General features: G+C 40.7%; 35 protein-coding genes. 24 read left to right on the top strand and 11 right to left on the bottom strand.

Annotation, left to right across the window (positions count from 1 at the left end):
* Nucleotides 1-513: 513 nt before the first annotated feature.
* On the bottom strand, nucleotides 514-1,029 hold the full coding sequence (locus ES017_RS06070; protein WP_042895097.1) for an ImmA/IrrE family metallo-endopeptidase: 516 nt from the start codon (nucleotides 1,027-1,029) through the stop codon (nucleotides 514-516).
* The gene (locus ES017_RS06065; RefSeq protein WP_171334850.1) at nucleotides 1,026-1,397 is read right to left on the bottom strand and encodes a helix-turn-helix domain-containing protein; all 372 of its coding nucleotides are present in this window, start codon (nucleotides 1,395-1,397) and stop codon (nucleotides 1,026-1,028) included. Before ES017_RS06065 ends, ES017_RS06070 begins: the two co-directional genes overlap by 4 nt.
* A gap of 248 nt (nucleotides 1,398-1,645) precedes the next feature.
* On the opposite strand from ES017_RS06065, the gene ES017_RS16070 reads away from it, so the two are divergent.
* The 9 genes from ES017_RS16070 (at nucleotide 1,646) to ES017_RS06025 (ending at nucleotide 8,608) form a co-directional block, all read left to right on the top strand.
* Nucleotides 1,646-1,774: a hypothetical protein gene (locus tag ES017_RS16070; protein ID WP_256368955.1), complete on the top strand. Its 129-nt coding sequence runs from the start codon at nucleotides 1,646-1,648 to the stop codon at nucleotides 1,772-1,774.
* 255 nt (nucleotides 1,775-2,029) lie between these two features.
* Entirely contained in the window at nucleotides 2,030-2,284 is a 255-nt protein-coding gene (locus ES017_RS06060; RefSeq protein ID WP_042895115.1) for a DNA-binding protein, read from the top strand.
* Between the two features lie 274 nt (nucleotides 2,285-2,558).
* Entirely contained in the window at nucleotides 2,559-3,407 is an 849-nt protein-coding gene (locus ES017_RS06055) for a DUF72 domain-containing protein (RefSeq protein ID WP_009362257.1), read from the top strand.
* Nucleotides 3,408-3,420: 13 nt separating this feature from the next.
* Nucleotides 3,421-4,239, top strand: coding sequence for a sulfite exporter TauE/SafE family protein (locus ES017_RS06050; protein WP_019417420.1), 819 nt, complete (start codon nucleotides 3,421-3,423; stop codon nucleotides 4,237-4,239).
* A 23-nt stretch (nucleotides 4,240-4,262) separates the two neighbouring features.
* Complete coding sequence (locus ES017_RS06045; RefSeq protein WP_136260186.1) at nucleotides 4,263-5,651, top strand: bifunctional metallophosphatase/5'-nucleotidase; 1,389 nt, start codon at nucleotides 4,263-4,265, stop codon at nucleotides 5,649-5,651.
* 53 nt (nucleotides 5,652-5,704) lie between these two features.
* Nucleotides 5,705-6,007, top strand: a complete 303-nt coding sequence (locus tag ES017_RS06040; protein ID WP_009362254.1) for a YunC family protein — start codon at nucleotides 5,705-5,707, stop codon at nucleotides 6,005-6,007.
* Between the two features lie 51 nt (nucleotides 6,008-6,058).
* Nucleotides 6,059-6,805: a sporulation protein YunB gene (yunB, locus tag ES017_RS06035; RefSeq protein WP_136260187.1), complete on the top strand. Its 747-nt coding sequence runs from the start codon at nucleotides 6,059-6,061 to the stop codon at nucleotides 6,803-6,805.
* 187 nt (nucleotides 6,806-6,992) lie between these two features.
* Complete coding sequence (locus ES017_RS06030; RefSeq protein ID WP_136260188.1) at nucleotides 6,993-8,504, top strand: sodium-dependent transporter; 1,512 nt, start codon at nucleotides 6,993-6,995, stop codon at nucleotides 8,502-8,504.
* Entirely contained in the window at nucleotides 8,504-8,608 is a 105-nt protein-coding gene (locus tag ES017_RS06025; RefSeq protein ID WP_009362251.1) for a methionine/alanine import family NSS transporter small subunit, read from the top strand. The genes ES017_RS06030 and ES017_RS06025 overlap by 1 nt, the downstream gene beginning before the upstream one ends.
* Before the next feature lie 19 nt (nucleotides 8,609-8,627).
* Here ES017_RS06025 and ES017_RS06020 read toward each other — a convergent pair whose 3' ends face one another.
* Nucleotides 8,628-9,596, bottom strand: coding sequence for a M23 family metallopeptidase (locus tag ES017_RS06020; RefSeq protein ID WP_019417415.1), 969 nt, complete (start codon nucleotides 9,594-9,596; stop codon nucleotides 8,628-8,630).
* Between the two features lie 125 nt (nucleotides 9,597-9,721).
* On the opposite strand from ES017_RS06020, the gene lipA reads away from it, so the two are divergent.
* Nucleotides 9,722-10,636: a lipoyl synthase gene (lipA, locus tag ES017_RS06015; RefSeq protein ID WP_019417414.1), complete on the top strand. Its 915-nt coding sequence runs from the start codon at nucleotides 9,722-9,724 to the stop codon at nucleotides 10,634-10,636.
* Between the two features lie 49 nt (nucleotides 10,637-10,685).
* On the opposite strand, the gene ES017_RS06010 is transcribed toward lipA, so the two are convergent.
* On the bottom strand, nucleotides 10,686-11,321 hold the full coding sequence (locus ES017_RS06010; RefSeq protein WP_026011621.1) for a YhcN/YlaJ family sporulation lipoprotein: 636 nt from the start codon (nucleotides 11,319-11,321) through the stop codon (nucleotides 10,686-10,688).
* Between the two features lie 112 nt (nucleotides 11,322-11,433).
* On the opposite strand from ES017_RS06010, the gene ES017_RS06005 reads away from it, so the two are divergent.
* Nucleotides 11,434-11,709: a YutD family protein gene (locus ES017_RS06005; RefSeq protein ID WP_003398297.1), complete on the top strand. Its 276-nt coding sequence runs from the start codon at nucleotides 11,434-11,436 to the stop codon at nucleotides 11,707-11,709.
* Nucleotides 11,710-11,731: 22 nt separating this feature from the next.
* On the opposite strand, the gene ES017_RS06000 is transcribed toward ES017_RS06005, so the two are convergent.
* Nucleotides 11,732-12,004 carry a hypothetical protein gene (locus ES017_RS06000; protein ID WP_019417413.1) on the bottom strand — a complete coding sequence of 91 codons (273 nt, stop codon included), beginning with the start codon at nucleotides 12,002-12,004 and terminating at the stop codon, nucleotides 11,732-11,734.
* Between the two features lie 37 nt (nucleotides 12,005-12,041).
* Nucleotides 12,042-12,308, bottom strand: a complete 267-nt coding sequence (locus ES017_RS05995; RefSeq protein ID WP_049720901.1) for a DUF3055 domain-containing protein — start codon at nucleotides 12,306-12,308, stop codon at nucleotides 12,042-12,044.
* Nucleotides 12,309-12,423: 115 nt separating this feature from the next.
* On the opposite strand from ES017_RS05995, the gene ES017_RS05990 reads away from it, so the two are divergent.
* The 3 genes from ES017_RS05990 (at nucleotide 12,424) to ES017_RS05980 (ending at nucleotide 14,410) form a co-directional block, all read left to right on the top strand.
* Nucleotides 12,424-12,864, top strand: coding sequence for a DUF86 domain-containing protein (locus ES017_RS05990; RefSeq protein WP_009362245.1), 441 nt, complete (start codon nucleotides 12,424-12,426; stop codon nucleotides 12,862-12,864).
* Nucleotides 12,865-12,914: 50 nt separating this feature from the next.
* Nucleotides 12,915-13,547, top strand: coding sequence for a helix-turn-helix transcriptional regulator (locus ES017_RS05985; protein WP_009362244.1), 633 nt, complete (start codon nucleotides 12,915-12,917; stop codon nucleotides 13,545-13,547).
* Between the two features lie 92 nt (nucleotides 13,548-13,639).
* The gene (locus ES017_RS05980; protein WP_026011619.1) at nucleotides 13,640-14,410 is read left to right on the top strand and encodes a TIGR01457 family HAD-type hydrolase; all 771 of its coding nucleotides are present in this window, start codon (nucleotides 13,640-13,642) and stop codon (nucleotides 14,408-14,410) included.
* 31 nt (nucleotides 14,411-14,441) lie between these two features.
* Here the strand turns inward: ES017_RS05980 and ES017_RS05975 are convergent, their stop codons facing one another.
* Entirely contained in the window at nucleotides 14,442-14,939 is a 498-nt protein-coding gene (locus tag ES017_RS05975; protein WP_009362242.1) for a phosphatidylglycerophosphatase A family protein, read from the bottom strand.
* A 133-nt stretch (nucleotides 14,940-15,072) separates the two neighbouring features.
* On the opposite strand from ES017_RS05975, the gene yutH reads away from it, so the two are divergent.
* From yutH to thrB, 5 genes are all read left to right on the top strand, one after another.
* Nucleotides 15,073-16,011, top strand: coding sequence for a spore coat putative kinase YutH (yutH, locus tag ES017_RS05970; protein ID WP_019417410.1), 939 nt, complete (start codon nucleotides 15,073-15,075; stop codon nucleotides 16,009-16,011).
* Between the two features lie 47 nt (nucleotides 16,012-16,058).
* Nucleotides 16,059-17,030 (top strand): 2-hydroxyacid dehydrogenase, encoded by a 972-nt coding sequence (locus ES017_RS05965; protein WP_019417409.1) that lies wholly within the window; start codon nucleotides 16,059-16,061, stop codon nucleotides 17,028-17,030.
* Between the two features lie 154 nt (nucleotides 17,031-17,184).
* Nucleotides 17,185-18,486 (top strand): homoserine dehydrogenase, encoded by a 1,302-nt coding sequence (locus ES017_RS05960; protein WP_171334953.1) that lies wholly within the window; start codon nucleotides 17,185-17,187, stop codon nucleotides 18,484-18,486.
* Nucleotides 18,486-19,544 carry a threonine synthase gene (gene thrC, locus ES017_RS05955; protein ID WP_035062813.1) on the top strand — a complete coding sequence of 353 codons (1,059 nt, stop codon included), beginning with the start codon at nucleotides 18,486-18,488 and terminating at the stop codon, nucleotides 19,542-19,544. The genes ES017_RS05960 and thrC overlap by 1 nt, the downstream gene beginning before the upstream one ends.
* Nucleotides 19,541-20,455, top strand: coding sequence for a homoserine kinase (gene thrB, locus ES017_RS05950; RefSeq protein WP_021093635.1), 915 nt, complete (start codon nucleotides 19,541-19,543; stop codon nucleotides 20,453-20,455). Before thrC ends, thrB begins: the two co-directional genes overlap by 4 nt.
* Nucleotides 20,456-20,507: 52 nt before the next feature.
* Here the strand turns inward: thrB and ES017_RS05945 are convergent, their stop codons facing one another.
* Nucleotides 20,508-20,744: a NifU family protein gene (locus tag ES017_RS05945; RefSeq protein ID WP_003398276.1), complete on the bottom strand. Its 237-nt coding sequence runs from the start codon at nucleotides 20,742-20,744 to the stop codon at nucleotides 20,508-20,510.
* 94 nt (nucleotides 20,745-20,838) lie between these two features.
* Between ES017_RS05945 and ES017_RS05940 the strand changes: the two genes are divergently transcribed.
* Nucleotides 20,839-21,144: a YuzD family protein gene (locus ES017_RS05940; RefSeq protein ID WP_021093634.1), complete on the top strand. Its 306-nt coding sequence runs from the start codon at nucleotides 20,839-20,841 to the stop codon at nucleotides 21,142-21,144.
* Nucleotides 21,145-21,155: 11 nt separating this feature from the next.
* On the opposite strand, the gene ES017_RS05935 is transcribed toward ES017_RS05940, so the two are convergent.
* Complete coding sequence (locus tag ES017_RS05935; protein WP_021093633.1) at nucleotides 21,156-21,458, bottom strand: hypothetical protein; 303 nt, start codon at nucleotides 21,456-21,458, stop codon at nucleotides 21,156-21,158.
* Nucleotides 21,459-21,616: 158 nt separating this feature from the next.
* Nucleotides 21,617-22,684 carry an NAD(P)/FAD-dependent oxidoreductase gene (locus ES017_RS05930; RefSeq protein WP_009362234.1) on the bottom strand — a complete coding sequence of 356 codons (1,068 nt, stop codon included), beginning with the start codon at nucleotides 22,682-22,684 and terminating at the stop codon, nucleotides 21,617-21,619.
* A 166-nt stretch (nucleotides 22,685-22,850) separates the two neighbouring features.
* Here ES017_RS05930 and ES017_RS05925 point away from each other — a divergent pair, with 166 nt between their 5' ends.
* A complete protein-coding gene (locus ES017_RS05925; protein WP_021093632.1) occupies nucleotides 22,851-23,090 on the top strand; it encodes a YuzB family protein in 240 nt (79 codons plus the stop codon).
* A 4-nt stretch (nucleotides 23,091-23,094) separates the two neighbouring features.
* Here the strand turns inward: ES017_RS05925 and ES017_RS05920 are convergent, their stop codons facing one another.
* Nucleotides 23,095-23,778 carry a DUF2225 domain-containing protein gene (locus ES017_RS05920; protein WP_021093631.1) on the bottom strand — a complete coding sequence of 228 codons (684 nt, stop codon included), beginning with the start codon at nucleotides 23,776-23,778 and terminating at the stop codon, nucleotides 23,095-23,097.
* A gap of 146 nt (nucleotides 23,779-23,924) precedes the next feature.
* Between ES017_RS05920 and dapF the strand changes: the two genes are divergently transcribed.
* Genes dapF through ES017_RS05905 form a run of 3 tightly spaced genes read left to right on the top strand, consistent with a single transcriptional unit; the run spans nucleotide 23,925 to nucleotide 25,409 of the window.
* Nucleotides 23,925-24,779 (top strand): diaminopimelate epimerase, encoded by an 855-nt coding sequence (gene dapF / locus ES017_RS05915; RefSeq protein WP_021093630.1) that lies wholly within the window; start codon nucleotides 23,925-23,927, stop codon nucleotides 24,777-24,779.
* A gap of 16 nt (nucleotides 24,780-24,795) precedes the next feature.
* Entirely contained in the window at nucleotides 24,796-25,158 is a 363-nt protein-coding gene (locus ES017_RS05910) for a HesB/IscA family protein (RefSeq protein WP_021093629.1), read from the top strand.
* A complete protein-coding gene (locus ES017_RS05905) occupies nucleotides 25,104-25,409 on the top strand; it encodes a LapA family protein (protein ID WP_306464359.1) in 306 nt (101 codons plus the stop codon). Before ES017_RS05910 ends, ES017_RS05905 begins: the two co-directional genes overlap by 55 nt.
* The last annotated feature ends 45 nt before the right edge of the window (nucleotides 25,410-25,454 follow it).

Here is a 25,454-nt window from a genome sequence, read left to right as displayed (position 1 = left end):
CACACACCAGTACCACCACATCACTTGGCTTCATCTTTTCTTCTACCCGATATGTCCCGTACGTACCATCTACTGAATATATTCGCGGGCATATGGGCAATATAGATAATGCGTAAATAAAACTCCACTCAGGTCGCACTAAGTGGAGTTTTGGATTAGAGTTGATTAGGCATGTTCAGCTTCTAATTCTGCTAATGGGATAAACCATGCTTTTTTCCCGTAATTCTTAGCCCAAAGGACTTCTTGTGTCTTAGGGTGTCTTCGCCAAGCTCGGAAAATCCCATAAGACTGATGAGATTCAGACCATACTAATTTTGTGTTTTTTTTCATTATATACCACATCCCTTTACAAATTTTTATTTGCAAAGGGCCTTGAAAAGTGATACACTATAAATATCAATTCGGCAAAATTGATTTATAATGTAGCGACATTCACTTTTTTTCTATTCAGTTCTATGCAGGCCCTTTGCATGGGCTTTTTTTATTACACACCATTTTTTACCCTCCCATTCTTTAAATTTGACCAGATTGAATTTGAGCAACATACAATGAAACACCACAGCATAATGCAATTTCTTTTACAGACATACCTTTTATTATATGTGGTGGGGCAAGCAACTCAGCAGCAAATGTGTTTGCTTGCCACTCAGGATCCCTATATTTAGGTATGTTTTCAATAGCTTGATTTCTAGCTAAAGCTATACTTCCTGGTCTATGCATTATAAAGTGTCCAATCTCGTGAGCGACTGTAAATCTATCACGCCCAATACCCGAAATAGCATTCTCGTAAACATCCTCGCGTAACCTAATGACATTCTTTTCTGGATAAGTCACGCCATATTTATTCTTGAGTTCGTGCGGTGCTACAATCTCATAAGAAAAATCATGGAAAATTTGTGGTAGCCCCAACTCAAGAAATTCAACTACAGGAAAACATTTTTCGTCTTGTAACCCCAAGATTTCCCTAATTGCATTGGTCAAAGCCCTAATTTTCTTTCTAGAAGTAGGATTGGCAACTAGTAAACTCATTTAATCCCTCCTTTTTTTCTTTTTTGGAGGATATTTTTTATGAGCATTTTGTCGTCTTCAGTCAAATCTTTAAATTGTCTTGCTAATGCCAGTAGCGTATCTTTATCCTCCAAATCAAATCCTTCAAAATCCAATTTAACAACCTTTTGTGAGTTTTGTGCTGCTTTTTTCAACTCACTATACTCTTCGGTACCCAAAGAGTAAAGATTTGCAATTTTTTCAACCCAATCTTGAGGAACATTTCTCTTACCATTTTCAACAGCAGATAGATATGAAGAAGTTACTCCGAGTTTATCAGCCATGTGTTTTAATAACTCTCCATTATCAATTCTAAGCTTCCGACAAAATCTGCCGAACTCAGTTAACATGGTTGTTCCTCCTTTCTAATATGAAGTTTTTTCTATTAATAGATTAACATTACTCGAAAAACAAATCAACTATTTTTGTTGATTTTTTCAACAAAAATATTAAAGATTCTAGAAATTTTATCAAAATCCCCCCGCCAAACGGCGGTGATATAAAAAATAACTGAAATAGAAATTTTTTTATTTTATCTATTGTAATATTACAATAGATATGGTATAGTAAAATCAGAAAGGAGGTGAACGACAGGGAGATGATGAAGTGGCTGGACATCATCGAGAAACTTTGCAGTATCGCCGGTTTCGTCCTAGCGACTATCGCTTTCCTAGAGGGACGAAACCAAAAGAAAAAGCGACGCTCCAAAAAGAAACGTCGCAAATAAACCCAAAACGGAAGCCCGACCTTCGGGAAGGGCTTCTGTATAAAACATATTATCATCTCCCAAAAGGTATGTCAAAATTAGCCTGGATCGCAAACATCTTATTGGCGTTTGTTGCCTTACGTTTTTTCGTGACCACTGACTTTAGACATCTTGGCATATTGGACATCGTGTTATTGATCGTTATTGTTGTATGGGGGATTGCAGGTATTACTTATGTTATCTCGTATTTTCGCGACAGATGAGGGGGAAGTGAACGTGTCATATCACTTTGCATCACGAAAAGAACTCGAGGACTTCATTAAAAGTGAAGTCCTCGGAGTTGCTGAAACACTCGAGATTTTAAACGTGACATATCAACGCCTTAGCAAATTGATCGAATCGGGAAGGATTGTTCCGATCAAGAGTTTTCAAAAAGATAAATTGTTTTTCCGAGATGACGTTGAAGCACTTGTGAAAGAATTAAAGGAATTGCGCAAGAAGTATCGACCGTATGATACGGAATGGGTCTAATAACAACAAGAGGAAAAAGGCGGATCGCTCCGCCTTGTTTTTCACCCACAAAACACCCACAAAAATATTGTGGGTAGCATTTTTAATTAATGTGTCAACACGCGAAAACCTTGAAAAATCAACATTTGTGAGGTGCTATTTTCCCTAAAAAAGAGTAAAAATAATCAAATTCGAAATGGAAGGTAGCATTGGATAATAAATAGCTGATGATCTGCGCCATGCAGATCATCGGCTTTTTTTGTATGTTGTGGTAAGATGAATGTAGGTGATGAATATGATTTATGTCGGACTAACGGGATGGGGCGACCATGACAGTTTATATCCGTCTCGTCTTGCGTCAAAAGATAAGTTACAAGCGTATGCGGCTCACTTTCCAACCGTTGAGGTTGATGCGTATTTTTATGCCATTCAACCGCGCCAAAACGTTGAAAAATGGTTGACGGAAACGCCTGCGTCATTCCAATTTATCGTGAAGGCGTATCAAGGAATGACGGGGCATCAACGGGGCGACATTCCATATGCAAACAAAGATGAGATGTTTACTGCATTTCTCCAATCGATTGAGCCGTTTCAACAAGGAAATAAGCTCGCCATGGTATTGTTTCAATTTCCGCCGTGGTTCGATTGTAAAAAAGAGCATGTTCACTATTTGCGTTGGTGTCGGGAGCGAATGAAAGATATTCCTGTAGCGCTTGAATTTCGTCATCAATCGTGGTTTTCCCCTCCGTTTTACGAGAAGACGTTGCGCTTTATGGAGGAAGAGCGATGGATTCATAGCATTTGCGATGAACCGCAAGCGGGGGAAGGATCGGTACCGACCGTTCTTCATCCAACAGATCCAAATAAAACACTTATTCGTCTACACGGACGCAATGTCGCAGGCTGGAATAAAAGAGATGACGAAAATTGGCGTGCCGTCCGTTATTTATACCGCTACAACGAGCAAGAGCTACAAGAGTGGGCACAACATATTCGAATGTTACAAACAAAATGTAAACACATTTACGTACTATTTAACAACAACTCAGGCGGAGATGCTGCTCATAATGCAAAACAGTTGTTGCAGTTGTTAGGCATTGAGTATACAAATTTGGCACCGCGACAATTAGATTTGTTTTCATAATGGGGGATCAAAAATGGAATATATATTTCTTTTAATCATCGGTCTTTTAGCAGGAACGATTGGTAGCCTTGTCGGTTTAGGGGGAGGGGTCATTATCGTTCCCGCGCTTCTTTTTTTAAGTGCTGCGCACATATTGCCGACCATTTCACCGCAAGCAGCTGTCGGAACATCGCTTGTTGTCATTATTTTTAACGGATTATCATCAACTTTAACGTATATGAAGCATAAAATGGTTGACTATAAAAGCGGTTTGTTTTTTTTCATCGGCAGTGGACCAGGGGCGATGCTTGGCGCATGGGTGAATCAACATGTACATATGCACCATTTTTCGCTTTATTTCGGATTGTTTCTCATTGCCGTTTCGTTTTTGCTTATGTTTCAATCGCGTTTCTCCCCATCTAAAAAACGAACGTTTCCTGTTGTGCGTACATATGTCACGAATGAAGGGGAGGAAGTGACGTACGGGTATCATCCGTTTAGCGCTACGCTCATTGCGTTTGTTGTCGGGTTTGTTGGTGGATTTTTTGGTATCGGTGGCGGGTCGCTTATGGTGCCTGCGATGATGCTATTATTTTTATTTCCTCCTCACGTTGCCGTTGCGACATCGATGTTTATCGTCTTTTTATCATCTATTGTTAGTTCAATGACGCACGTCTTTATGGGGAATGTCGCTTGGACGTTTGCTCTTTCGCTTATTCCGGGCGTATGGATTGGGGCGAAATGTGGGGCGTGGCTTAATCGACGATTAAAAGGAAAAACGGTCGTGACGTTATTAAGAATGGTACTTATTTTACTTGGTGTTCGTTTAATTATGCAAGGACTTGGATTGTAAAAAAGAAAGGTGTGTTGCAAGCGTTGAGGGAGACGATACATATTTATCATACAAACGATGTGCATAGCCATTTTGAGCGATGGCCAAAAGTTGTTCATTATTTAAAAACAGTAAGAAAAAAGCATCAACAAAATCGCGAGCATATGGTTTTACTTGATATTGGTGATTTTATCGATCGATTTCATCCGATCACGGAAGCATCCTCTGGAAAGGGAAACGTCATTCTTTTAAACGATGTCGCATACGATGCGGTTACGATTGGGAATAACGAAGGAATAACACTTAGTCATGAACAGCTCGATACGTTGTATACGCACGCGGCATTTTCGGTCATCGTGGCGAACGTATTTTATGAAAACGGAGAGCGCCCGCATTGGATGAAGCCATATGTTATGATGACGTTTGGACATGTTCGCGTTGCATTTATTGGGGTGACCGTTCCGTTTCAGACGTTTTATGAATTGCTTGGATGGCGTGTTGCCGATCCGTTTGATACGGTTGCTAAGCTCATTGAACAACTTTCGGAAAAAGTAGATGCCATTGTTTTATTGTCTCATCTAGGGATAAGTGATGATGAAAAAATGGCTCATATGTTTCCACAATTGACTGCAATTTTAGGTGGCCATACACATCACGTATTTGAACATGGCAAGCGCGTGAATGAAACGTTGCTTTGTGGAGCGGGGAAGTTTGCGCAATATGTCGGATGTTTAACATTGTCAATTGATAAAAATAGCCGAAAAGTTGAGTCATGCGCATATGTCCAACATACCGATGCATTAGAACATGAATGTGCGGAAACGAAACAAAAATTAAATCATATGATTGAGCAAGCAACAAATGCATTGGCACAACCGATTGTGCATTTGCCCGAACCGTTACATATGGACTGGTTTTCCCCTTCCCCATTTGCGTCGCTTCTTGCGCAAGCGTTGAACGAATGGTGTGAAGGTGATATAGCGATGGTCAATGCGGGTGTTTTGCTTGCATCATTGCCAAAAGGCGTTGTGACGAAAGGGGATATTCATCGCATTTGTCCGCACCCAATTAATCCGTGCAAAGTATATTTACGTGGAAGCGAATTAAAAGAAGTCATTTTACAAGCGGAAACGGAACAAATGAAACAGTTGCGGGTGAGAGGGTTTGGGTTTCGTGGTGAAGTGATGGGACAGATGGTGTACGATGGCGTCACAATTGAGAAAGAGACCATGTCGGACGGTCAAGCACATGTGCGTCGCATTTTGATTCATCATCAGCCAATTGATGAGCAAAAAACGTATGCGGTCGCAACAATTGATATGTTTACGTTCGGACACTTGTATCCAGAAATATATCGTGCGAAAAAGAAATATTACATGCCTGAAATGTTGCGGGATGTGCTTGCGTGGAAGCTAAAAAACATGTATCAATAGGCACCCTTCGATCTTTTATTCATACATTGAATAAAAGAAAGGAGCGTGAATATATGATCGAATTAAAGCCGTTATGGATTGACGGAGAGCCGTTTACGGCCATTTCTGTTCAGTTGCCTAAAACGACGTTGTTAGCTGTTGCTAATGATAAAGGATATATTATGTGTGGGGCGTTAGATGTGGCTTTGTTAAACGAAAAATTGCGCGACCGTGGCATTGTAGCTGGAAGAGCGGTAGGAGTGCGGACAATTGATCAACTGTTAGAGGCACCGCTTGAGTCTGTTACATTTGCTGCTGAACAATTAGGTATTTCACGTGGCATGAAAGGGAAAGACGCCTTGCTCCTGATGAAATAAAATAATAATCCCCTGCTTGATCGCATACATATAGCGTGAGAGGGGGGATTTTTGTTGTATCAACAACTACGTAAAAGAAGAAAACCGCTACCCATCCGCTATATTTTTTTAATTACTTTCGTTTTTTTTATCATTTCGACTGTTGCGAGCCTTTGGTTTATTAATAGAGGAATCGAACCAACGCTGATGGCGATCGCAGAGAAAGAAACGCGCCGCTTAGCGAATTTAGTGATCAATAATGCGATTAATCAACAAATTGCTGAGGACGACTTTCGCGTTGAAAATTTTATCAAAATTGAAAAAGATGAGCATGGGAAAATTTCTGCGATCGATTTTAATGCTACCGTTGTGAATCGAGTATTAGCTAAAACGACAAATCGTGTTCAACGAAATTTAAAAGCGGCATCAGAAGGAAAACTATCCGCGCTTGAGTTTCCAGATGTTCAAATTGAAACAGAAAAAGAACAAGGAATCGTCTATTATATCCCGCTCGGACAAGCAACGAATAACGTATTGTTAGGAAATTTAGGACCGCGCATTCCGGTTCGTTTTTACGTTATTGGGGATGTTCATTCGGATGTAAATAAAAATATACGTCCGTTTGGCATAAATAACGCTTTAATAGAAATAGCAATTCATATTGAAGTCAACGTGCAAATTATTATTCCATTTGCAACAAAAACGGCAACGATTCAAAACGACATTCCTGTAGCGATTCAAATTATTCAAGGGGAAGTTCCGCAATTTTATAATCAAGGTGGGGAAGGAAATACGTCCATTGAACTTCCAGTTGAATAATAAAAAATTCTGAAAATTTTATTTTTTGAAATATTATTTTGACAAAAGGCTTGTCCGTTGATATACTTAAAACTAAAATGAAACAAAAAAGTCTGAAAAATTAAAATAATCGAACGAGGAGGTGCTCATCTTTTTATTACGTCACGATATGAAAAAATCAAAAACTGACTAAGGAGGGTATTTTATTATGGAGAGTCGTCAACAATGGGGCACACGCGCTGGCTTTATTTTAGCAGCGGCTGGCTCGGCAATTGGATTGGGAAACATTTGGAGGTTTCCGGCTGTCGCATATGAAAATGGTGGAGGGGCATTTTTCCTCCCGTATTTATTCGCATTATTAACAGCAGGTATTCCAATTCTCATATTGGAGTTTACGCTTGGACATAAGTATCGCGGTTCAGCGCCGTTAACGTTCGCCCGTCTAAGCAAAGGAACAGAATGGATTGGTTGGTGGCAAGTCCTTATTTCATTCGTTATCTCAACGTATTATTCCGTCGTTATTGCATGGGCGATGTCTTATACGTATTTTGCATTTACATCGAAATGGGGAGAAAATACAGGGGACTTTTTATTCGGTGAATATTTGAAATTAGCAGAAACGCCGGGTACGTTCGGAAGTTTAGTCCCAGCTGTTCTCATTCCACTTCTTCTCGTTTGGATCATTAACTTAGCCGTTTTGTATAAAGGTGTTCGAAAAGGAATTGAAGTCGCAAATAAAATTTTCTTACCAACGCTTATCGTTCTTTTCTTTATTATCGTCATTCGCGCTGTGACGTTAGACGGAGCGATCGAAGGATTAAATGCATTTTTCAAACCAAATTGGGATCAAATTATGAACGGAAAAGTATGGCTTGCTGCATATAGCCAAATTTTCTTTAGCTTATCGATTGCGTTCGCTATTATGATTACTTATTCAAGTTATTTACCAAAAAAATCTGATATTACGAATAACGCATTTATTACCGGTTTTGCAAACTCAGGATTCGAGTTATTAGCTGGTATCGGCGTATTTAGCGTCCTTGGCTTTTTAGCGCAACAACAAGGCGTAGAAGTAAGCGAAGTTGTGAAAGGTGGCGTTGGATTAGCGTTCGTCGTCTTCCCACAAATTATTAACCAGTTCCCTGCGTTTAATGAGCTTTTCGGGGTATTATTTTTCCTTTCATTGACATTAGCAGGACTGACATCGCTTATTTCGATTTCAGAAACGTATGTTTCAGCGATTCAAGAAAAGTTCGGTATATCTCGAACGAAAGCTGTTCTCGGCGGTGGTGGAGTAGCTGCGCTCATCGCATTAATATTCGCTTCGAACGGCGGATTATATTTCTTAGATGTCGTTGACTATTTCATTAACAACTTTGGCGTTGCGCTTGTTGGATTAGTGGAAGTAGTTGTCATTGCATGGGTGTTAAAAGAACTAAATGCCCTTCAAACACATGCAAATAGCGTATCAGATATTATGGTAGGCGCATGGTGGAAAATTTCGCTCTCTGTTGTCACACCAATTGTATTAGGATACATGATGTTTGATAGCATTAAAACAAATGTGAAAGAAAATTATGGTGGATACGATACGTTATTCGTCGTTAAATACGGATGGACTGTTGCGGCGCTTGTCATCGTTCTCGGTTTTGTTCTTTCAGTAAAACGCTGGAAAGATGGAGTGCTTTCCGTTCCGACAGACAAGGAGGTTTCAAGCTAATGGAAACAAGTGCACTTATTATGATGCTTGTCGGTATGGTAATTATTTGGGGAGGTTTTGCTGCGAGCGTCGCTCATGCAGTAAAGAAAAGTCGGCAATCATAAAAAAGATGGGGCAGATGCCTCATCTTTTTCTCATGCGTTCTTGTCGTTCCCACTGTTTTAAGTAAGGATATGGGTCAAACGACCATTCCGTATAGCCGTTATCTTTATACATGCCGTAGTGAAGATGCGGCGGAAATTTACCCGATGTGCCAGGCGGTCCGTAACCAGAACTTCCGACTGAACCGATCAACATGCCGGGCTCTACAATCGTTCCTTCCTCTAAGCCGTTAGCGAATCCATTTAAGTGCGCAAAATAATGATACGTATTGTTTATATCGCGAATACCGATGCGCCAACCTCCGTATTTATTCCATCCTTTTAATTCAACGATACCGTAACATGTTGAGCGAACAGGGGTACCGTAATGTGCAAAAATGTCTGTTCCTTCATGAATCCGTCGTCCGCCCCATCCGCGTGCATCTCCCCACGTACTGCGATAACTATATTCAAATCGTCTTGGAATTGGAAAGGCATATTGATCGAGTTGTAGCGTCCCAAAATGTTTATATAGCTTTACTTTTCCTAAAATGATATCGACGGTTTTGCTTCGCTCATAATAGTCCCACAGCGCCATTTTAATATGTGTATGGTCTGTGCCGTATGATCGTAAAAAGCGAGCAAACGCAAATAATACATCTTCATCGTTTGTTCGATCAGCGATACCGTCTCCATTCCCATCTATCCCCATTCCACCAAATTGGCTAATTGTAAATGGATTTTGATCTTCTTTATTTTGATTGAGTGGCCCAGCCCATCGTTCAGTGGGGATGTAAATACCGATAATTCCAGTTGGTTTTGGTAAATCGCGGCGCGCTTGGCGAATGCTCCGTTCATATTGATCAACAGCTGCGAAGTAGTACCACGGAATGAGCGAAATGGCTTCTGCTTTTTTATAAAGTTCCATTCGTTGATCATACACATTTGGTGCAGCAGCGAATGATTGGAACGGAATGAGAAGAAAAACGATTATGCACCATAATGTTTTCACGCATTCTTTCTCCTTTCTCCGATGTTCATATCATTAGTTTGAGGTAATCGACTGTTTTCATAAATAAAAAATGTTGGAAAAACAAACTGTTTTGTATTGTAAGGCAATAACTCGTATAATGGGTAATGTACATTAACGAGTGGAGCGTGAAAATGATGTCAACAAAAGAACAGCACCTTCGCAAACCAGAGTGGTTAAAAATAAAGTTAAATACGAATGAACATTATACAGGCTTGAAAAAAATGATGCGCGAAAAACAATTGCATACGGTGTGCGAAGAAGCGCGTTGTCCAAATATTCATGAATGTTGGGCCGTTCGTCGCACAGCGACGTTTATGATTTTAGGCGATGTATGTACGCGCGCTTGCCGCTTTTGCGCTGTGAAAACAGGATTGCCAACGGAGCTAGATTGGCAAGAACCAGAGCGTGTTGCTGAATCCGTTCGTTTAATGAATTTAAAACATGTTGTTGTGACTGCTGTTGCGCGCGATGATTTAAAAGATGGCGGTGCAGCTGTATTTGCTGAAACGGTACGTGCTATTCGACGGAAAAATCCGTTGACGACGATTGAAGTATTGCCGTCTGATATGGGTGGTGTATATGAAAACTTAAAAACGCTAATGGACGCTCGTCCTGATATTTTAAATCATAATATTGAAACAGTTCGTCGCCTCACTCCGCGCGTTCGTGCGCGCGCAACGTATGAACGCTCACTTGAATTTTTGCGCCGTGCGAAAGAAATGCAACCGGATATTCCTACAAAATCAAGCTTAATGGTCGGGCTTGGTGAAACAAAAGAAGAAATTTTAGAAGCGATGGACGATTTACGGGCAGTCGGGGTGAATATTTTGACGATCGGGCAATATTTGCAACCGACAAAAAAACATTTAAAGGTAGAGAAATATTACCATCCGCATGAGTTCATGGGGTTAAAAGAAATTGCGTTAGCGAAAGGATTTAGTCATTGTGAGTCTGGACCGCTCGTCCGCTCTTCTTATCATGCTGATGAGCAAGTACAATCGGCAAAAGCGAATGAGTAAACATATAATTAAGGATGTCCCTTTCATGTATGTGGGACATCCTTTTTCGTTATTGCATCATGTTCATTTCTTCGCGTTGCACACCGTTTTCATTTTCTCCGCTGCTCACTTTTCTACCTTGTGGCGACTTGAGCATTTCTTTAATCGTTTGTTGTAAAACTTGATCGATATTTTGATTATTTGCATCTAAACGGCCGAATCGTTCAATATCTTGAAACATGCGCGGATTGTCTGAAACGTATACGTGATAATAACGTGGAACGACAGAAATAGCTGTTTTTTTCACTTGATCGGCTGTTTCAAACCGATTTGTACTGTCTGTCTTGTAAACGACAAACACGGTATCGTCTGTGACGAGCGTCCCAACGTCATAAACGTTCGGAAGTTGGGTGCACAGTTTACTAATTAAATCGGCAACATTTTCTCTGTTTAATACAGGTATTGTCGCATACTGTGTTGTATCGCCCGGAATTGGGCTTTTTTGATGTCTTACGTAACCGAAATTTGTTAATCTCGAATCCATTCCGTTTCGAACACCATGTTCGTTATATAAATCGTTTCTTGAGCGAACGTTGATCGTTGTTCCGCTTTTCTCATACAAAGATGTGGATTCGTCGTTTATTCCAGCGCATCCAGATAAGAAAGCGATTGTACTAATTCCTGTCAGTAACCATGTATTCCGCAAAACAACTCCCCCCTTCTTTTTTATTGTTCGTTTTATTCAAAGCGTTATAATGGTGATTGCTTGGGAGAAAGACATGTTTTATGATAGAAATGGAAAGAAGAGGTGAGGATATATGATTTGCATTCATAATACATGTTACGAGCTTGTAGAAAATGTACGCAACGGATTTAACGAAGAAGCGTTTCGTGCGCGCTATACGGATATTTTAAATAAATATGATTACATTGTTGGCGATTGGGGATATAACCAGCTTCGGTTGCGTGGCTTTTTTGATGACCATAACCAAAAAGCGACATATGATACGAAAATAAGTACATTATCCGAATATTTGTTTGAATATTGCAATTTCGGTTGCGCTTATTTTGTGTTACGTAAAGTGAAAAAATAGGTCAGGCGTCCTGACCTATTTTTTATGAGTACGGTTGCTTGTTATTTTCGTTCGGATCATCGTGAACGGGATGTGCGCCTGGGTCTTGGCGCGGAATGTTTTGATGAAGCGACTTATACTCGTAATTAAACGCGCTGTAATATCGTTGCCCTTTTCGCCATGGGGTGCTTTTATTTTGAACAGGTTCATGTTCGCCGCGTGGGGAACCGTATGGACCTTCGGGCAACGTTTCTGGTACGAGGAAGTTTTTCATCGCTTCCACAGTTGAAAAATCGTGATATGTTTCATCGGTCATGTGAATTCTTCCTTTCGTTTTTTACATAGCGTACCACTTAACCGACGATTTCATGTAAAAAGCTTCGCAACTCGTTTGCCTCTTCTTCATTTAAGTTATATATGTGTTCAATATACCCAGGCTGTTGCAAGTCATCTGAACCGATAATCGCATATCGATTGCTTTGTAAATCAAGGATAAGCGCTTTCCCATAAAAACGGTCTGTTTGGACGATTGCTAAATCAAACCGTTCATTTTTTCCAACGAAGCTAACAAATCGTGTTTTCGTATCGACCGTATCGTCATATAAAAAGAAACGTTCCATATGGCATCCCTCCATCTCGTGTGTTATTGCTTCTTCATCTTAACAAATTTCTGTTAGCTGTGTAAAAGAAAGCGCTATGATACAATAAAATAAAAAACAGAAAGGGAGATGAATGATGTATTTTGTCGATCGCCAAAAAATTGAAAAAACATTGAAATATATGGAGGAAGTCGTCTCCTATGTCCAACAACCGTTTCATACGCCAATAGAGAAGCTAGCGCTTGAACGTATAGGGCATGTCATTATTGAATCAATCATTGATGTCGGAAATGCGATGATTGATGGATTTATTATGCGCGATCCAGGAAGTTACGAGGACATTATTGACATTTTAGTGGATGAGCGTGTTCTTTCTGATGAAGATGGCGAGGCATTAAAACAAATCATCCATTTCCGTAAAAAGCTTGTGCAACAATACATCGATGTACCACATGACGAATTATTGAAAGCGTTGCAAAACTATCGCCATGTTCTTCAATCTTTTCCGACCGCTATTCGCACGTATTTACATCATGAACTTGGACCTGTGTCCGCCTTTTTAAATGAAAATGTTTAAAAATTGTGTGTATAGGGAAAATCATATAAAATGGAAGAGGGTGAAAAGTGATGCGAAAAAAAACCTCTTCCACAAAAGAGCAAATTTTAAAAATGTTAAAAGTGCAAAAGCGGCTAACAGTCGGTGAAATGGCGGAGCAACTACAAATTACGGAGATGGCTGTTCGCCGTCATTTGAGCGCGTTAGAGCGTGAAGAGCTTATTGAATCGACGCTTGTTCGTCAGCCGATGGGAAGGCCGACAAACGTGTATCAATTAAGCGTAAAAGGACATCAACGGTTTCCGCGCCACTATCAACAAACGATGCTCGATTTTTTAGCTGATTTAGAACAGATGGGCGGAAAGCAAATGGTAGCCGAGCTGTTTCAAAATCGGCAAGAACGGATGAAAAAGTTGTATGAGCAACAATTTGGCAATAAATCGTTTGATGAGAAAATGAAAGAGCTTGTGGCGGTACAAAATGAGCATGGGTATATGTCGGAATTGGTACAACACGATGATGGTTCGTTTGAGTTAGTTGAACATAACTGTCCGATTGCAGAAGTAGCTCAAGCGTATCCGATTGCTTGTGAATGTGAGCGACAGTTGTTTGAAACGCTCATTCATGAAGCCGAAATTGTTCCGAAAACGTGTTTAGCTGACGGTGATGACGCGTGTCGCTACCATATTAAGCGAAAAAAATGAACAATCGTTGACATTCGTTGCGCTCTTTTTGACAAGTGCAGCTGTTTTGCGTTAAAGTTTGAACGTGCAAGTTGTCAAAAGGAGTGGCAAAAGTGAAAACATATAAAGGATATTTAATTGATTTAGACGGTACGATGTATCGTGGAACAGAACGAATTGAAGAAGCGTGCGCTTTTGTGCATCGCCTTCATGAAAAAGGTATTCCGTATTTATTTGTAACAAACAATTCTTCTCGCACACCGGAACAAGTAGTAGAAAAGTTGCGGAAATTCGGTATCCCTGCAACGAAAGAGCAAGTATTTACAACAAGTCAAGCCACGGCAAACTACATTTATGAAAAGAAGCCGAACGCCTCTGTTTATGTGATTGGAGAAGACGGTATTCGTCGTGCGCTTGAAGAAAAAGGATTTACATTTGCAAATGAAGATGCGGAAGTCGTTGTCATGGGGATTGATCGTAGCATTAATTACGAAAAATTAGCGATTGCTTGTTTAGCTGTTCGCAATGGGGCGCTGTTTATTTCGACAAACGGAGATATTGCAATTCCAACGGAGCGCGGACTTTTACCAGGAAACGGGTCGCTTACATCTGTCGTTGCTGTGTCGACACAAACGAAGCCGATTTTTATCGGTAAGCCGGAAAAAATTATTATGGAGCAGGCGCTAGAAGTGCTTGGTGTTCCGAAAGAAGAAACGTTAATGATCGGGGATAACTATGATACGGATATTATGGCAGGGATGAATGCCGGGATGGATACACTTCTCGTTCACACGGGTGTGACGACGAAAGAAATGTTGCAAACGTATGACCGACAACCGACGTATGTCGTAGATTCGTTAAAAGAATGGATGGAACGCATATAAAAAGGTGCCTAGTTGGGCACCTTTTTCCTATTTATTCGACATGGGCGGCGCGATGCGCTAGACGGCTTGAAGCAGCAGCAGCGATCGCTCCAACGATATCATCTAAAAATGTGTGGCATTGACCAGATGATTTATCATTTAATTGATGTAAAATGCCTGGTTTTTGTTTATCGATATATCCGTAGTTCGTAAAACCGATCGACCCATACACATTGACGATGGAGAGCGCTAAAATTTCATCTACCCCATATAATCCTTCGTCTTTTGCGATAAATGATTGAAGAGGTTCTTGTAGTAAACCTTTCTCTGCTAAAATATCGAGCTGAATGCCGGTAAACAGCGCGTTTTGTACTTCACGCTTAGCGATCACCCGATTCACGTTATGAATACATTCGTCCATTTGTAAGTCAGGATGATATTTAGATTGTAAATAATAAACGAGTTCAGCAATATGTTCGATTGTTACCCCGCGATCAGCAAGCCATTGTCGTGCGATTTGTTCCATTTTTCCTATTTTCTTTTCCTCCATCCAACTTCACCTATTTCGTTTTTTATTTTTTACAATGTATGTGACTTTTTTATGAAACGTGCGTTCATTTCCTCTCTCTTATGAAGTTTATACGTATTTTTGAAACATATACATGAAGGAAGGAGGGATGTGCATGGATTATTATTTTCGAGTCGATCATATGGAACAAGTAGGTGATCGCTTTCTCGTTCGAAGCGGAAATGACATATATATTGCGGTACCGACGAATGAAAAAGAAAGCGATATTCAGCAGTTATATTACATGGCGATGTATATGCGAACGCAAGGTGACGAAACGATTGCAACGTTGCTTCCAACGAAAACAGGACGTTTGATTGGCATGTTACAAGGAAAGCAAGTGAGTGTATGGAAAATGGAAAACCGAATGAAAACAGGAGATACCGCGCAACAACTCGCATTATTTCATCAGCGTGGTCGCACATATCCGTATGATGTTTCCGCTCGAAGTCGATTTGGCAAATGGGGAGAACTATGGGGACAACGAATTGATCAACTAGAACATTTTTGGCAATTACAAGTGAGGTCTTCCGAAAAAAATGAGGTGGATGAACAATTTGTTGAGACATTTCCTTACTATTTAGGTGTTGCCGAAAATGCGGTTCAATATGTGATGGATACACAATTAGATGAAGTTCCGATGCGCGGTGATATGCCGACGATTTGTCATGAACAATTTCCGCCCGAAACATGGGAAATGGGGAAAATACCAACGGATTGGGTGTTTGATCACGCAAGTCGCGATGTTGCGGAATGGATTCGAAAGCAGTGGTTAACGAAACAATCAGATGAAACGATTGAGCGTTTTTTACAAACGTATGAACATGTGCAATCGCTTAGCCGTTTTTCTTGGCGAATGATTTATGCCCGATTATTATTTCCGCTTCATTACTTTCAGTCGATTGAAAACTACTATGGATCAGAAGGTGACATGCGACAACGGTATGCGCAACAATTACGACAAGTATTTGAAGAGACTGACGTATATGAACAAAAACTTCGTCATTTTCATGATATGACTACGGTCTCTATTCCTCGTCTCGATTGGTTATAAATATGGTACAATAAAGCGGATAAAGATATGCTAAAGGGGACGAGGGTATGGGAAAACGATATGTTTTCATTACAAGAAAACTACCAGATGATGTCGTTGCACCGTTATATGACAAATATGATGTGAACATGTGGCCACATGAGCATCTTGTTGTTCCGCGCGATGTGTTACTTCAAGAAGCAAGCCGAGCGGAAGCATTAATTACGATGTTATCTGATCGCATTGATGAGGAGTTATTGCAACAAAGTCCGAAACTTCGCGTCGTTGCGAATGTAGCTGTCGGTTACGACAATATTGACGTAGAGGCAGCGACAAAACGAGGGGTCATTGTTTGTAACACGCCTGATGTATTGACAGAAACAACAGCGGATTTAACATTTGCTCTCCTGTTAGCAACGGCAAGAAGATTGGTTGAAGCAGCCGAGTTTATAAAAGAAGGAAAATGGAAAAGTTGGAGCCCGCTTTTACTTGCAGGGACGGATGTCCACCATAAAACGATTGGGATTGTCGGGATGGGGAAAATCGGGCAAGCCGTTGCACATCGGGCAAAAGGATTTCATATGCGCGTATTATACTATAATCGTTCACGAAATATCGAAGCCGAACGAACGCTTGGTGCGATGTATTGTTCGTTTGATGCGTTGCTTGAACAAGCGGACTTTGTCGTCTGTTTAGCTCCGTTAACGAATGAAACGTATCGATTGTTTAACCGCGAAGCATTTATGAAAATGAAGCGATCAGCTATTTTTATTAACGCGGGACGCGGGGCGGTTGTGGACGAAGAAGCGTTATATGATGCGTTAATCAACCGACATATTGCTGGTGCGGGGCTAGATGTATTTGCACAAGAGCCGATTCGTTCGGACCATCCGCTATTACAATTACCGAACGTTGTTGCTTTGCCGCATATCGGGAGTGCGACGAAAGAAACGAGGTACGCGATGATGCAACTATGTTGTCGCAACGTGATAGCCGTGCTAGAAGGAAAGGAGCCTTATACACCTGTACAGAGCCAATAGGCTCTTTTTTTATTTTTTTAGAAAATTTTTAAACATAAAACGTTTTCATATGGTACGATAATGAAAATAAGGATTGTAAAAGAAATGGAGATCCTCTATAATGTCTACTATACAAAAACAAATGTTCATTACAGAAAAACAAGAGGTGGGGAAGATGGTAAAAAGCGTATCAGTTGGATTGTTAGGATTAGGAACGGTTGGCAGTGGAGTTGTGAAAATTATTAAAAATCATCAAGATAAATTGATGCACCAAATTGGTTGCCCTGTTGAAATCAAAAAAGTTGCTGTGCGTGATCGCGATAAAAAAAGAGATGTCGTTTTGCCAGAGTCAGTATTAACGACAAACGTAGAAGAAGTCATTCATGACCCAGACATCGATGTCGTCATTGAAGTCATGGGAGGCATTGAAGAAACGCGACGATATATATTACAGGCATTAAAAAACGGAAAACATGTTGTGACGGCAAATAAAGACTTAATGGCGCTGTATGGAACAGAGTTGCTTTCCGTCGCATCTGAACACGGTTGCGATTTGTTTTATGAAGCAAGTGTCGCAGGAGGAATTCCGATTTTACGCAGCCTTGTAGACGGATTAGCTTCTGATCGAATTACAAAAATGATGGGCATCGTAAACGGGACAACAAACTATATTTTAACAAAAATGAGTAAATTTAATAGAAAGTATGAAGAAGTATTAGCAGAAGCGCAGGCGTTCGGTTATGCTGAGGCGGATCCGACATCAGATGTAGAAGGACTAGATGCAGCAAGAAAAATGGCGATTTTAGCTCGTCTTGGTTTTTCGATGAACATTGATTTGCAAGATGTATACGTCAAAGGGATTACCGGAATTACGGAAGAAGATTTAAATTACAGCAAACGACTCGGTTATACGATGAAACTAATTGGTATTGCCCATAGAGATGGAGAGAAAGTAGAAGTGAGTGTGCAACCGACATTGTTGCCAGAAACACATCCACTTGCGTCTGTCAATGATGAGTATAATGCCGTTTACGTTTACGGAGAAGCGGTTGGAGAGACGATGTTTTACGGTCCGGGAGCAGGAAGCTTACCGACAGCAACATCCGTTGTGTCGGACTTAGTTGCTGTAATGAAAAATATGCGCCTTGGGGTAAATGGGAGAAGCGCAGTTACCCCACAATACGATAAGCAGTTAAAAGACGATAGCGAAATATACTCGAAATATTTCTTACGCATTCATGTAAAAGATCAAGTTGGAGCGTTTGCGAAAATTACATCACTTTTTTCAGAGCGCGGAGTAAGTTTTGAGAAAATTTTACAATTACCTTTAAAACAAAAAGACTTGGCAGAAATTGTTCTCGTTACGCATCAAGCATCTTTAAAAGATTACCGTGATGTGTTGCAACAGTTGCGCGATTTAGAAGTTGTCGAAGAAGTGAAAAGTTCGTATCGAGTAGAAGGGGAAGGTGCGTTGTAATGTGGAGGGGATTGTTGCATCATTATCGTGACTATTTACCGGTGACAGATAAAACACCGATGTTATCGTTAAATGAGGGGAATACACCGCTCATTCCGCTCATTCATTTGTCGGAAAGACTCGGTGTAGAATTATACGTTAAAGCAGAGGGAGCAAACCCAACAGGATCTTTTAAAGATCGTGGGATGGTCATGGCTGTTGCGAAGGCAAAAGAAGAAGGAAGCGATACAATTATTTGCGCTTCGACAGGCAACACGTCTGCCGCCGCTGCTGCGTATGCTGCACGAGCAAATATGCGTTGCATTATCGTCATTCCTGACGGGAAAATTGCGCTCGGAAAGTTGGCGCAAGCGGTCATGTATGGGGCAGAAATTGTTGCGATTCAAGGAAATTTCGATCATGCATTAAAAATGGTGCGTCGTTTAAGCGAAATGGCTCCGGTGACGCTTGTCAATTCGGTCAATCCGTATCGTATTGAAGGGCAAAAAACAGCAGCGTTTGAAATTTGTGAGCAACTCGGGCAAGCCCCTGATATTCTCGCTATTCCAGTCGGAAATGCAGGGAATATTACAGCATATTGGAAAGGGTTTAAACAATTTCATGAAAAGCATGGAACAACATTGCCGCAAATGCGTGGGTTTGAAGCAGAAGGAGCGGCAGCAATTGTTCGTAACGAAGTGATTGAAAATCCAGAAACGATTGCAACAGCAATTCGAATCGGTAATCCCGCGAGCTGGGAATATGCTGTTCAAGCTGCGAACGAATCGGGAGGAAAAATTGATGAGGTGACAGATGCCCAAATTTTAGATGCGTACCGCCTACTTGCACGAGAAGAAGGAATTTTTGCAGAACCTGCTTCATGTGCGTCGATTGCTGGTGTAATGAAACAAGTCGAGAGCGGCGAAATTGCAAAAGGAAGCCGAATTGTTGCAGTGTTGACTGGAAATGGATTGAAAGATCCAAATGTAGCGATGGACGCAACGAATATTCAACCGATCGTCTTGCCAAATGATGAAGAAGCGGTGTTTGCGCACATTCAAGGAGCTGTCCTTCAATGAACGATGGAGAGATGTTAAAAATTGTTGTCCCAGGAAGTACAGCCAACCTTGGACCTGGCTTTGATTCGATCGGATTAGCTGTATCGTTGCATTTAACTTTAGAAGTTGTCCGTGCGGAAATGTGGGAATTCGTCCCGAAAACAAGTGAAGTGAAAAGTATTCCAACAGGCGAAAGCAATTTAATTTATCAAGTAGCAAATGAACTAGCTCGTCAGTATGGTGTGGCGTTGCCGCCGTGTCGCGTGTTTGTATCAAGTAATATCCCATTTACGAGAGGGCTAGGTAGTAGTGCAGCGGCGATTGTAGCAGCCATTGAGTTAGCAAATGAGCTTGGGCGTCTTGATTTGTCACAAGAGGAAAAAATGCGCGTAGCTAGCGTATATGAAGGTCATCCTGACAATGTCGGTGCTTCTTTATATGGGGGAGTAGTCATTGGAAGTCATTTGAAAGACCGTACACATATTGTACACATTCCTTCCATTCCAGTTGATTTAATTGCTGTCATTCCGACGTATGAATTGGAAACGAAAAAGTCTCGCACAGTTCTTCCAAGCGCATTTACGCGCGAGCAAGCCGTCGAGGCAAGCGCAATTAGTAACGTGCTTGTGGCGGCATTGTTTACAAATCATTGGTCGCTCGTTGGTGAGATGATGGATGCCGACTTATTTCATCAACCATATCGTGAATGTCTCGTACCTGAATTGCCCCATGTGCGTACAGTAGCGAAACGGAACGGAGCATTTGGGGTAGCGCTAAGCGGTGCTGGTCCGACTGTTCTTTGTTTTGCTGAACAAGGGAGAGGGAAAGAAGTATATGATGCGCTTGTGGCAACATTTCTACATTGTGATGTTCGCATGTTGTCAGTAGAAACAAAGGGGAGTTGTGTATATAAAATGGCGTTAGAGAAATAAATGATTTTCTTCATAATGAAAAGGGGTGCACATTTCGTACACCCCTTTTTCTTTAAAACACTTGTTCAACTTCAACAACGCCAGGAACTTCTTCAAGTAATGCGCGCTCAATACCAGCTTTCAATGTGATCGTTGAGCTTGGGCAGCTTCCGCACGCACCGAGAAGGCGAAGTTTAACAACGCCGTCTTCTACATCGACTAATTCACAATCTCCGCCATCGCGAAGTAAAAATGGACGAAGTTTATCTAATACTTCTTGTACTTGTTGTTTAATATCTTGATCTGCCATTTTCATCGACTCCTTTCACTAATTTTATTATAATCATCATGATGAAAAAAATCTATCAACGTTACTTAACTTTTTTCCAGGGGAGAGAATAAATATGATTGAAATATGTGTGTATGGGGCGGATATGATTTGTGCTTCTTGTGTCGGTGCACCATCATCAAAGGATACGTATGAATGGCTTCAAGCTGCCGTTTCGCGCAAATATCCGAACGATTCATTTCAATTTGTGTATGTCGATATTTTTCATCCGCCAGAAGATGAAGAAAAACGTCAATTGGCACAAAGGGTAATTGACGAAGACTTATTTTATCCTGTCGTTGTCATTGATGGGGAGATTGTTGACGAAGGAAATCCGAAATTAAAAAACATTTATGAAGCAATTGAAAAAAGGGCGAAGTAACTCGCCCTCATTCATTTTACACAACGCAAATCAGTAATTTGGGCTTCATGTTCAATGGAACGTTTAGAAAGTACATCTAAAATACGCTCTTGTCTTTTCTGATTTGCTTCAATATTTTTGACGATTTCATTCGTTTCAAGTACAGCTTGTTGGATCATTTTCAAGTCTTGTTTTGTGGCCATGGCTTTGAGGTCTTCTTTTGTGGCCATGTTTTCGAGATCTTGTTTTGTAGCCATTGTCTGTTTCATATTATTCATTTCTGCTTGAAGTTCGTTTAACTTTGTGAGAACTTGCTGGAGAACCGCTTCCAACACTTATCCCTCCTTTCTACTGGTTATGTGTATAAAGAAAACACCTTAATAAAATCTAAGGTGTTTTCGGCATGAGAAGATCATTATTTTGTTATGCTATGCTTATCATACCATAGTGTCAAACAAAAAACAGCATATGTTTATACGAAAAATGTAGGCAATTAATATCCGTTATGGTACTTGTACATCCATAAGACGCCTGATTTTAGTAGGCGCGGAACCCGTCCGGTTAGTGGGCGATCGGCAACGAGGCCAAAGCCATGTTTTTTGCCTAATGATCCTAAAATACCTTTTAACTTAATTGGCGGAAATTCGCTTGGTGGTTCTTCGTCTTTCCAGCGTTTTTGTAATACTTGAGCGATTTGTTCTGCTTGTCCTTCGGCAAGTTGGGCGCTCGGAGCGTGCGGTAAGCTTGCGCAATCTCCAACAACATATACATTTTCTATATTTGGAATATGATGTCGAGGTGTTAATACGACACGCCCTTGACTGTCTTTTTCCACATCGAGTTCGCGGACGACACGATTCGGTTGAATGCCGGCAGTCCATACAATCGCATCGCAATGGATTGCTTCGTCATGATTATACAACGTATGTTCCTCAACTTTTGTAATATTTGATTGACGAATGAGCTCTACACCATGCGAATGAAACCATTGCTCTACATAATGGCTTAGCCGTTCTGGAAACATAGATAAAATGCGTGTGCCGCGGTCAAATAGTTTAACGTGTAAATCTGGACGACTTTCAACTAATTCACTTGCCAATTCTACACCGCTTAACCCAGCACCGACGACACCGACGATGCTATGTGGTGGGAGATTGCTTAGTTTTTGATACGTTTCTCTTGCTTTATCAATTGTTTGAATGCTATAAGTAAAAATGTCTGCACCGGGTACACCGTGATATTTATCTTCACAACCTAATCCGATGACTAAGTCATCATACGGAATACACGTTCCGTCTTGAAGATGAACAACTTCATGATGTAAATCAATTTTTTTGACCTCACCAAAAACGTAAGATAGGCGAGGGTGTTCTGGGAATGGAACACGAATGTGCTGGTCACTAATTGTCCCAGCAGCTAAAGCATAATATTCTGTTTTTAAACAATGGTATGGAACACGATCAATTAATGTAATATGGATATGTTCTGGTAAATTCGGAAGGATGCGGAGTAAGATGCGCATATTTCCGTATCCGCCGCCAAGTAGCACGAGGTTTCTCATGGAAGCTTTCCCCTTTTGATAAAATTCGACCACTAAAAGTATAGCGAAATTGTGACAAAATAACAACATTTTTTCGAGAAACATGAATAATTAAGATGTTTTTCTTATGTCAATATTACATCATTTTTAGTGAAAGTGTTATAATATTAAGATTGAGGTGAATACATTGTTGAAACCGATCGTTGAATTTTGTATAAGTAATTTAGCAAATGGTTCGCAACGCGCGCTAGAGCAACTTGAAAAAGATCCGAATTTAGACATTGTTGAATACGGATGTTTAGGATACTGTGGAAAATGTGCCAATATGTTATTTGCGATGGTAAATGGGGATATTGTTACAGCAGAGGATGCAGAGCAGCTCGTTGAGCGAGTGTATGAATATATTGAAGAAAATCCAATGTTTTAGGGGGCTATTGTGCCCCCTTTTTTTCTTCACGAATTTCTTGCCAACGGTCGTAAGCCATATTGACAATTCCTTTTTCAATCGTCTCTTTTTTTCTAGCGATCACGCGCGAAAAATAAATGATCGCTTGTTTTTCTTTTCCTAGCCTACGATACAATTCTCCGATTAAATACAATAAGCGCACTTCGGACATATGTGTGTGAACAAAATCATCAGCCTCATAAGAAGCGATATATTGCTCGAGTGCTAATCGCATAAATCGCCGTTCTTCTTCGATTTGTTGGTTTGAACGATATAACCAGGCAAGACGCATATAAAGTCCAGCGAGCGTAATATGTTTTTCTTTTTTCAATGTGGCGGAATAAATGCCGAGCTTGTATGTATCAATGGCCTCAGCAAATGTACGAGCCCCACTGTAATTTTTCCCACGCCAATTGGCGCAAATGTTTTGTTGAATGGCCTCAAGCGTTTGTGGTGGAAAATACGTTGAAAATTCTTCTGTTGCCGCAAATCCGCAATGTGGACAAACGTGTACATAATACAAAAGCGGATTCGCTTCCTCGCTCGCATAATATGAGCAAAAGTCAGTGTCGTGCCGAATGGGACGAATGAAACGTGAACGGATTTTTTTCGTTGTATATGTTTGTTTACAAACAAGACATGTGACGGTACGATCATATAAAATATCCATTATGTTCCCTGCCTTGTATGATTGATAGTTATATTATACTATATGTCTCTCGGATTGCCTGTGACTTTTTATATATTTGTAAAAAAGTTGTCACGTTCATGGCAACGATGTATAGTGTTATTAAACATGTATGCGGAGGGACAGCTATGAGAAGTTTTTCGTTCACGAAAATGCATGGATTAGGGAATAGCTATATTTATGTCAATATGTTTAAAGAGCGTTTAGCAGAAGAGGAATTATCGTATATTGCAAAGCGAGTGGCAAATGTACATACAGGGATCGGATCAGATGGACTTATTTTAATTTGCCCGTCCGATGTAGCATCGGTGAAAATGCGTATTTTTAATAGCGATGGATCGGAAGGGAAAAATTGTGGCAACGGGTTGCGATGCGTAGCGAAATATGTATATGAGCATGGCATCGTTCAAGAGGAACAGTTTATGATTGAAACGTTATCAGGTCTTGTTCAAGCTCGCGTTTTTGTGGAAGACGGAAAGGTCAATAGTGTGGAAATCAATATGGGAAAACCTCGTTTATCTCGTGGAGAAATACCGATGGTCGGAAAAGAAAACGATGTCGTCATTAACGAACGAATTGATTTTGCAGGGCATACGTATTATATGACAGGTGTATCGATGGGGAATCCTCATGCGGTGTTTTATGTTGATCGTATTGAGGAGGCGCCGGTAACGACGCTTGGACCGATCGTTGAAAAAGATGAGCGATTTCCAGAGGGAATGAATGTCGAGTTTGTAGAAGTGGTGAATGAACGTGAGCTCCATTTTCGCGTATGGGAGCGAGGATCAGGGGTAACCGAAGCGTGTGGCACGGGAGCATGTGCGGCGGTTGTGGCGTCGGTGCTAAATGGAAAAACGAAGCGAGATGAAGAAACGGTTGTTCATTTAGCTGGTGGAGATTTGTATATTACGTGGAAAGAAAATGGCGATGTGTTGATGCGCGGTGCTGCAGAAACGATTTGCACAGGTGTATACTATTATTAAAAAGGAGTGAAGTTAAATGGAAAAAATTGTAGAACTCACAGAAAAAGCAGCGGAGCAAGTGAAACAGATGATGAAAGAAAGCGGAGAAGAAAACGTTTATTTTCGTGTCGGTGTTTATGGTGGAGGATGTAGCGGATTATCTTATGCGATGGGATTTGAGCATCAGAAGCGTGAAGAGGATTATGAGTTTGAACAAGACGGTTTGCGTATATTAGTCGATAAAGAAAGCGCGCTTGTATTAAAAGGAACGACGATTGATTACGAACAAGGGGCGATGGGTGGCGGATTTACGATTCATAACCCGAATGCTATCGCTTCGTGCGGATGCGGTTCATCGTTTCGTACAGCGACACATGCTGGTACACCAGAAGAATGTTGAGGGGTGATTATATAGTGAAGGGACAAAGAAACATTATCTTTGGACTGATATTCGCGTTGCTCGTAGCGTTATTTTCCATTGCCAATGTCCAAAATGTAGAGGTAAATTACATCGTTGGTTATTTTGAAACACCGTTAGTTATTGTGATTTTAAGTTCTGTTATATTGGGAGCATTGATTGTTTTTTTCGTCGGTGGATTGAAACTTGTTAAGATGAGGAACTATACAAAGAAGCTATATAAATTGAAATAAAGGTTTTCTCCCGTTCCACGGCGAATAAATACAAAGAGAAAATAG

This window comes from Anoxybacillus sp. EFIL (assembly GCF_013096955.1).
Lineage (GTDB): Bacteria > Bacillota > Bacilli > Bacillales > Anoxybacillaceae > Anoxybacillus > Anoxybacillus ayderensis.
This window is presented reverse-complemented; position numbering and strand designations above follow the sequence as displayed.

Bases quoted from the DNA above. Each gene is read 5' to 3' on its own strand.
- ES017_RS06070 (WP_042895097.1), bottom strand. From the start codon at position 1,029: ATGAGTTTACTAGTTGCCAATCCTACTTCTAGAAAGAAAATTAGGGCT.
- ES017_RS06065 (WP_171334850.1), bottom strand. From the start codon at position 1,397: ATGTTAACTGAGTTCGGCAGATTTTGTCGGAAGCTTAGAATTGATAAT.
- ES017_RS16070 (WP_256368955.1), top strand. From the start codon at position 1,646: ATGATGAAGTGGCTGGACATCATCGAGAAACTTTGCAGTATCGCCGGT.
- ES017_RS06055 (WP_009362257.1), top strand. From the start codon at position 2,559: ATGATTTATGTCGGACTAACGGGATGGGGCGACCATGACAGTTTATAT.
- ES017_RS06050 (WP_019417420.1), top strand. From the start codon at position 3,421: ATGGAATATATATTTCTTTTAATCATCGGTCTTTTAGCAGGAACGATT.
- ES017_RS06040 (WP_009362254.1), top strand. From the start codon at position 5,705: ATGATCGAATTAAAGCCGTTATGGATTGACGGAGAGCCGTTTACGGCC.
- ES017_RS06030 (WP_136260188.1), top strand. From the start codon at position 6,993: ATGGAGAGTCGTCAACAATGGGGCACACGCGCTGGCTTTATTTTAGCA.
- ES017_RS06025 (WP_009362251.1), top strand. From the start codon at position 8,504: ATGGAAACAAGTGCACTTATTATGATGCTTGTCGGTATGGTAATTATT.
- lipA (WP_019417414.1), top strand. From the start codon at position 9,722: ATGTACATTAACGAGTGGAGCGTGAAAATGATGTCAACAAAAGAACAG.
- ES017_RS06005 (WP_003398297.1), top strand. From the start codon at position 11,434: ATGATTTGCATTCATAATACATGTTACGAGCTTGTAGAAAATGTACGC.
- ES017_RS06000 (WP_019417413.1), bottom strand. From the start codon at position 12,004: ATGACCGATGAAACATATCACGATTTTTCAACTGTGGAAGCGATGAAA.
- ES017_RS05995 (WP_049720901.1), bottom strand. From the start codon at position 12,308: ATGGAACGTTTCTTTTTATATGACGATACGGTCGATACGAAAACACGA.
- ES017_RS05990 (WP_009362245.1), top strand. From the start codon at position 12,424: ATGTATTTTGTCGATCGCCAAAAAATTGAAAAAACATTGAAATATATG.
- ES017_RS05985 (WP_009362244.1), top strand. From the start codon at position 12,915: ATGCGAAAAAAAACCTCTTCCACAAAAGAGCAAATTTTAAAAATGTTA.
- ES017_RS05975 (WP_009362242.1), bottom strand. From the start codon at position 14,939: ATGGAGGAAAAGAAAATAGGAAAAATGGAACAAATCGCACGACAATGG.
- yutH (WP_019417410.1), top strand. From the start codon at position 15,073: ATGGATTATTATTTTCGAGTCGATCATATGGAACAAGTAGGTGATCGC.
- ES017_RS05965 (WP_019417409.1), top strand. From the start codon at position 16,059: ATGGGAAAACGATATGTTTTCATTACAAGAAAACTACCAGATGATGTC.
- ES017_RS05960 (WP_171334953.1), top strand. From the start codon at position 17,185: ATGGTAAAAAGCGTATCAGTTGGATTGTTAGGATTAGGAACGGTTGGC.
- thrC (WP_035062813.1), top strand. From the start codon at position 18,486: ATGTGGAGGGGATTGTTGCATCATTATCGTGACTATTTACCGGTGACA.
- thrB (WP_021093635.1), top strand. From the start codon at position 19,541: ATGAACGATGGAGAGATGTTAAAAATTGTTGTCCCAGGAAGTACAGCC.
- ES017_RS05945 (WP_003398276.1), bottom strand. From the start codon at position 20,744: ATGGCAGATCAAGATATTAAACAACAAGTACAAGAAGTATTAGATAAA.
- ES017_RS05940 (WP_021093634.1), top strand. From the start codon at position 20,839: ATGATTGAAATATGTGTGTATGGGGCGGATATGATTTGTGCTTCTTGT.
- ES017_RS05930 (WP_009362234.1), bottom strand. From the start codon at position 22,684: ATGAGAAACCTCGTGCTACTTGGCGGCGGATACGGAAATATGCGCATC.
- ES017_RS05920 (WP_021093631.1), bottom strand. From the start codon at position 23,778: ATGGATATTTTATATGATCGTACCGTCACATGTCTTGTTTGTAAACAA.
- dapF (WP_021093630.1), top strand. From the start codon at position 23,925: ATGAGAAGTTTTTCGTTCACGAAAATGCATGGATTAGGGAATAGCTAT.
- ES017_RS05910 (WP_021093629.1), top strand. From the start codon at position 24,796: ATGGAAAAAATTGTAGAACTCACAGAAAAAGCAGCGGAGCAAGTGAAA.
- ES017_RS05905 (WP_306464359.1), top strand. From the start codon at position 25,104: ATGCGGTTCATCGTTTCGTACAGCGACACATGCTGGTACACCAGAAGA.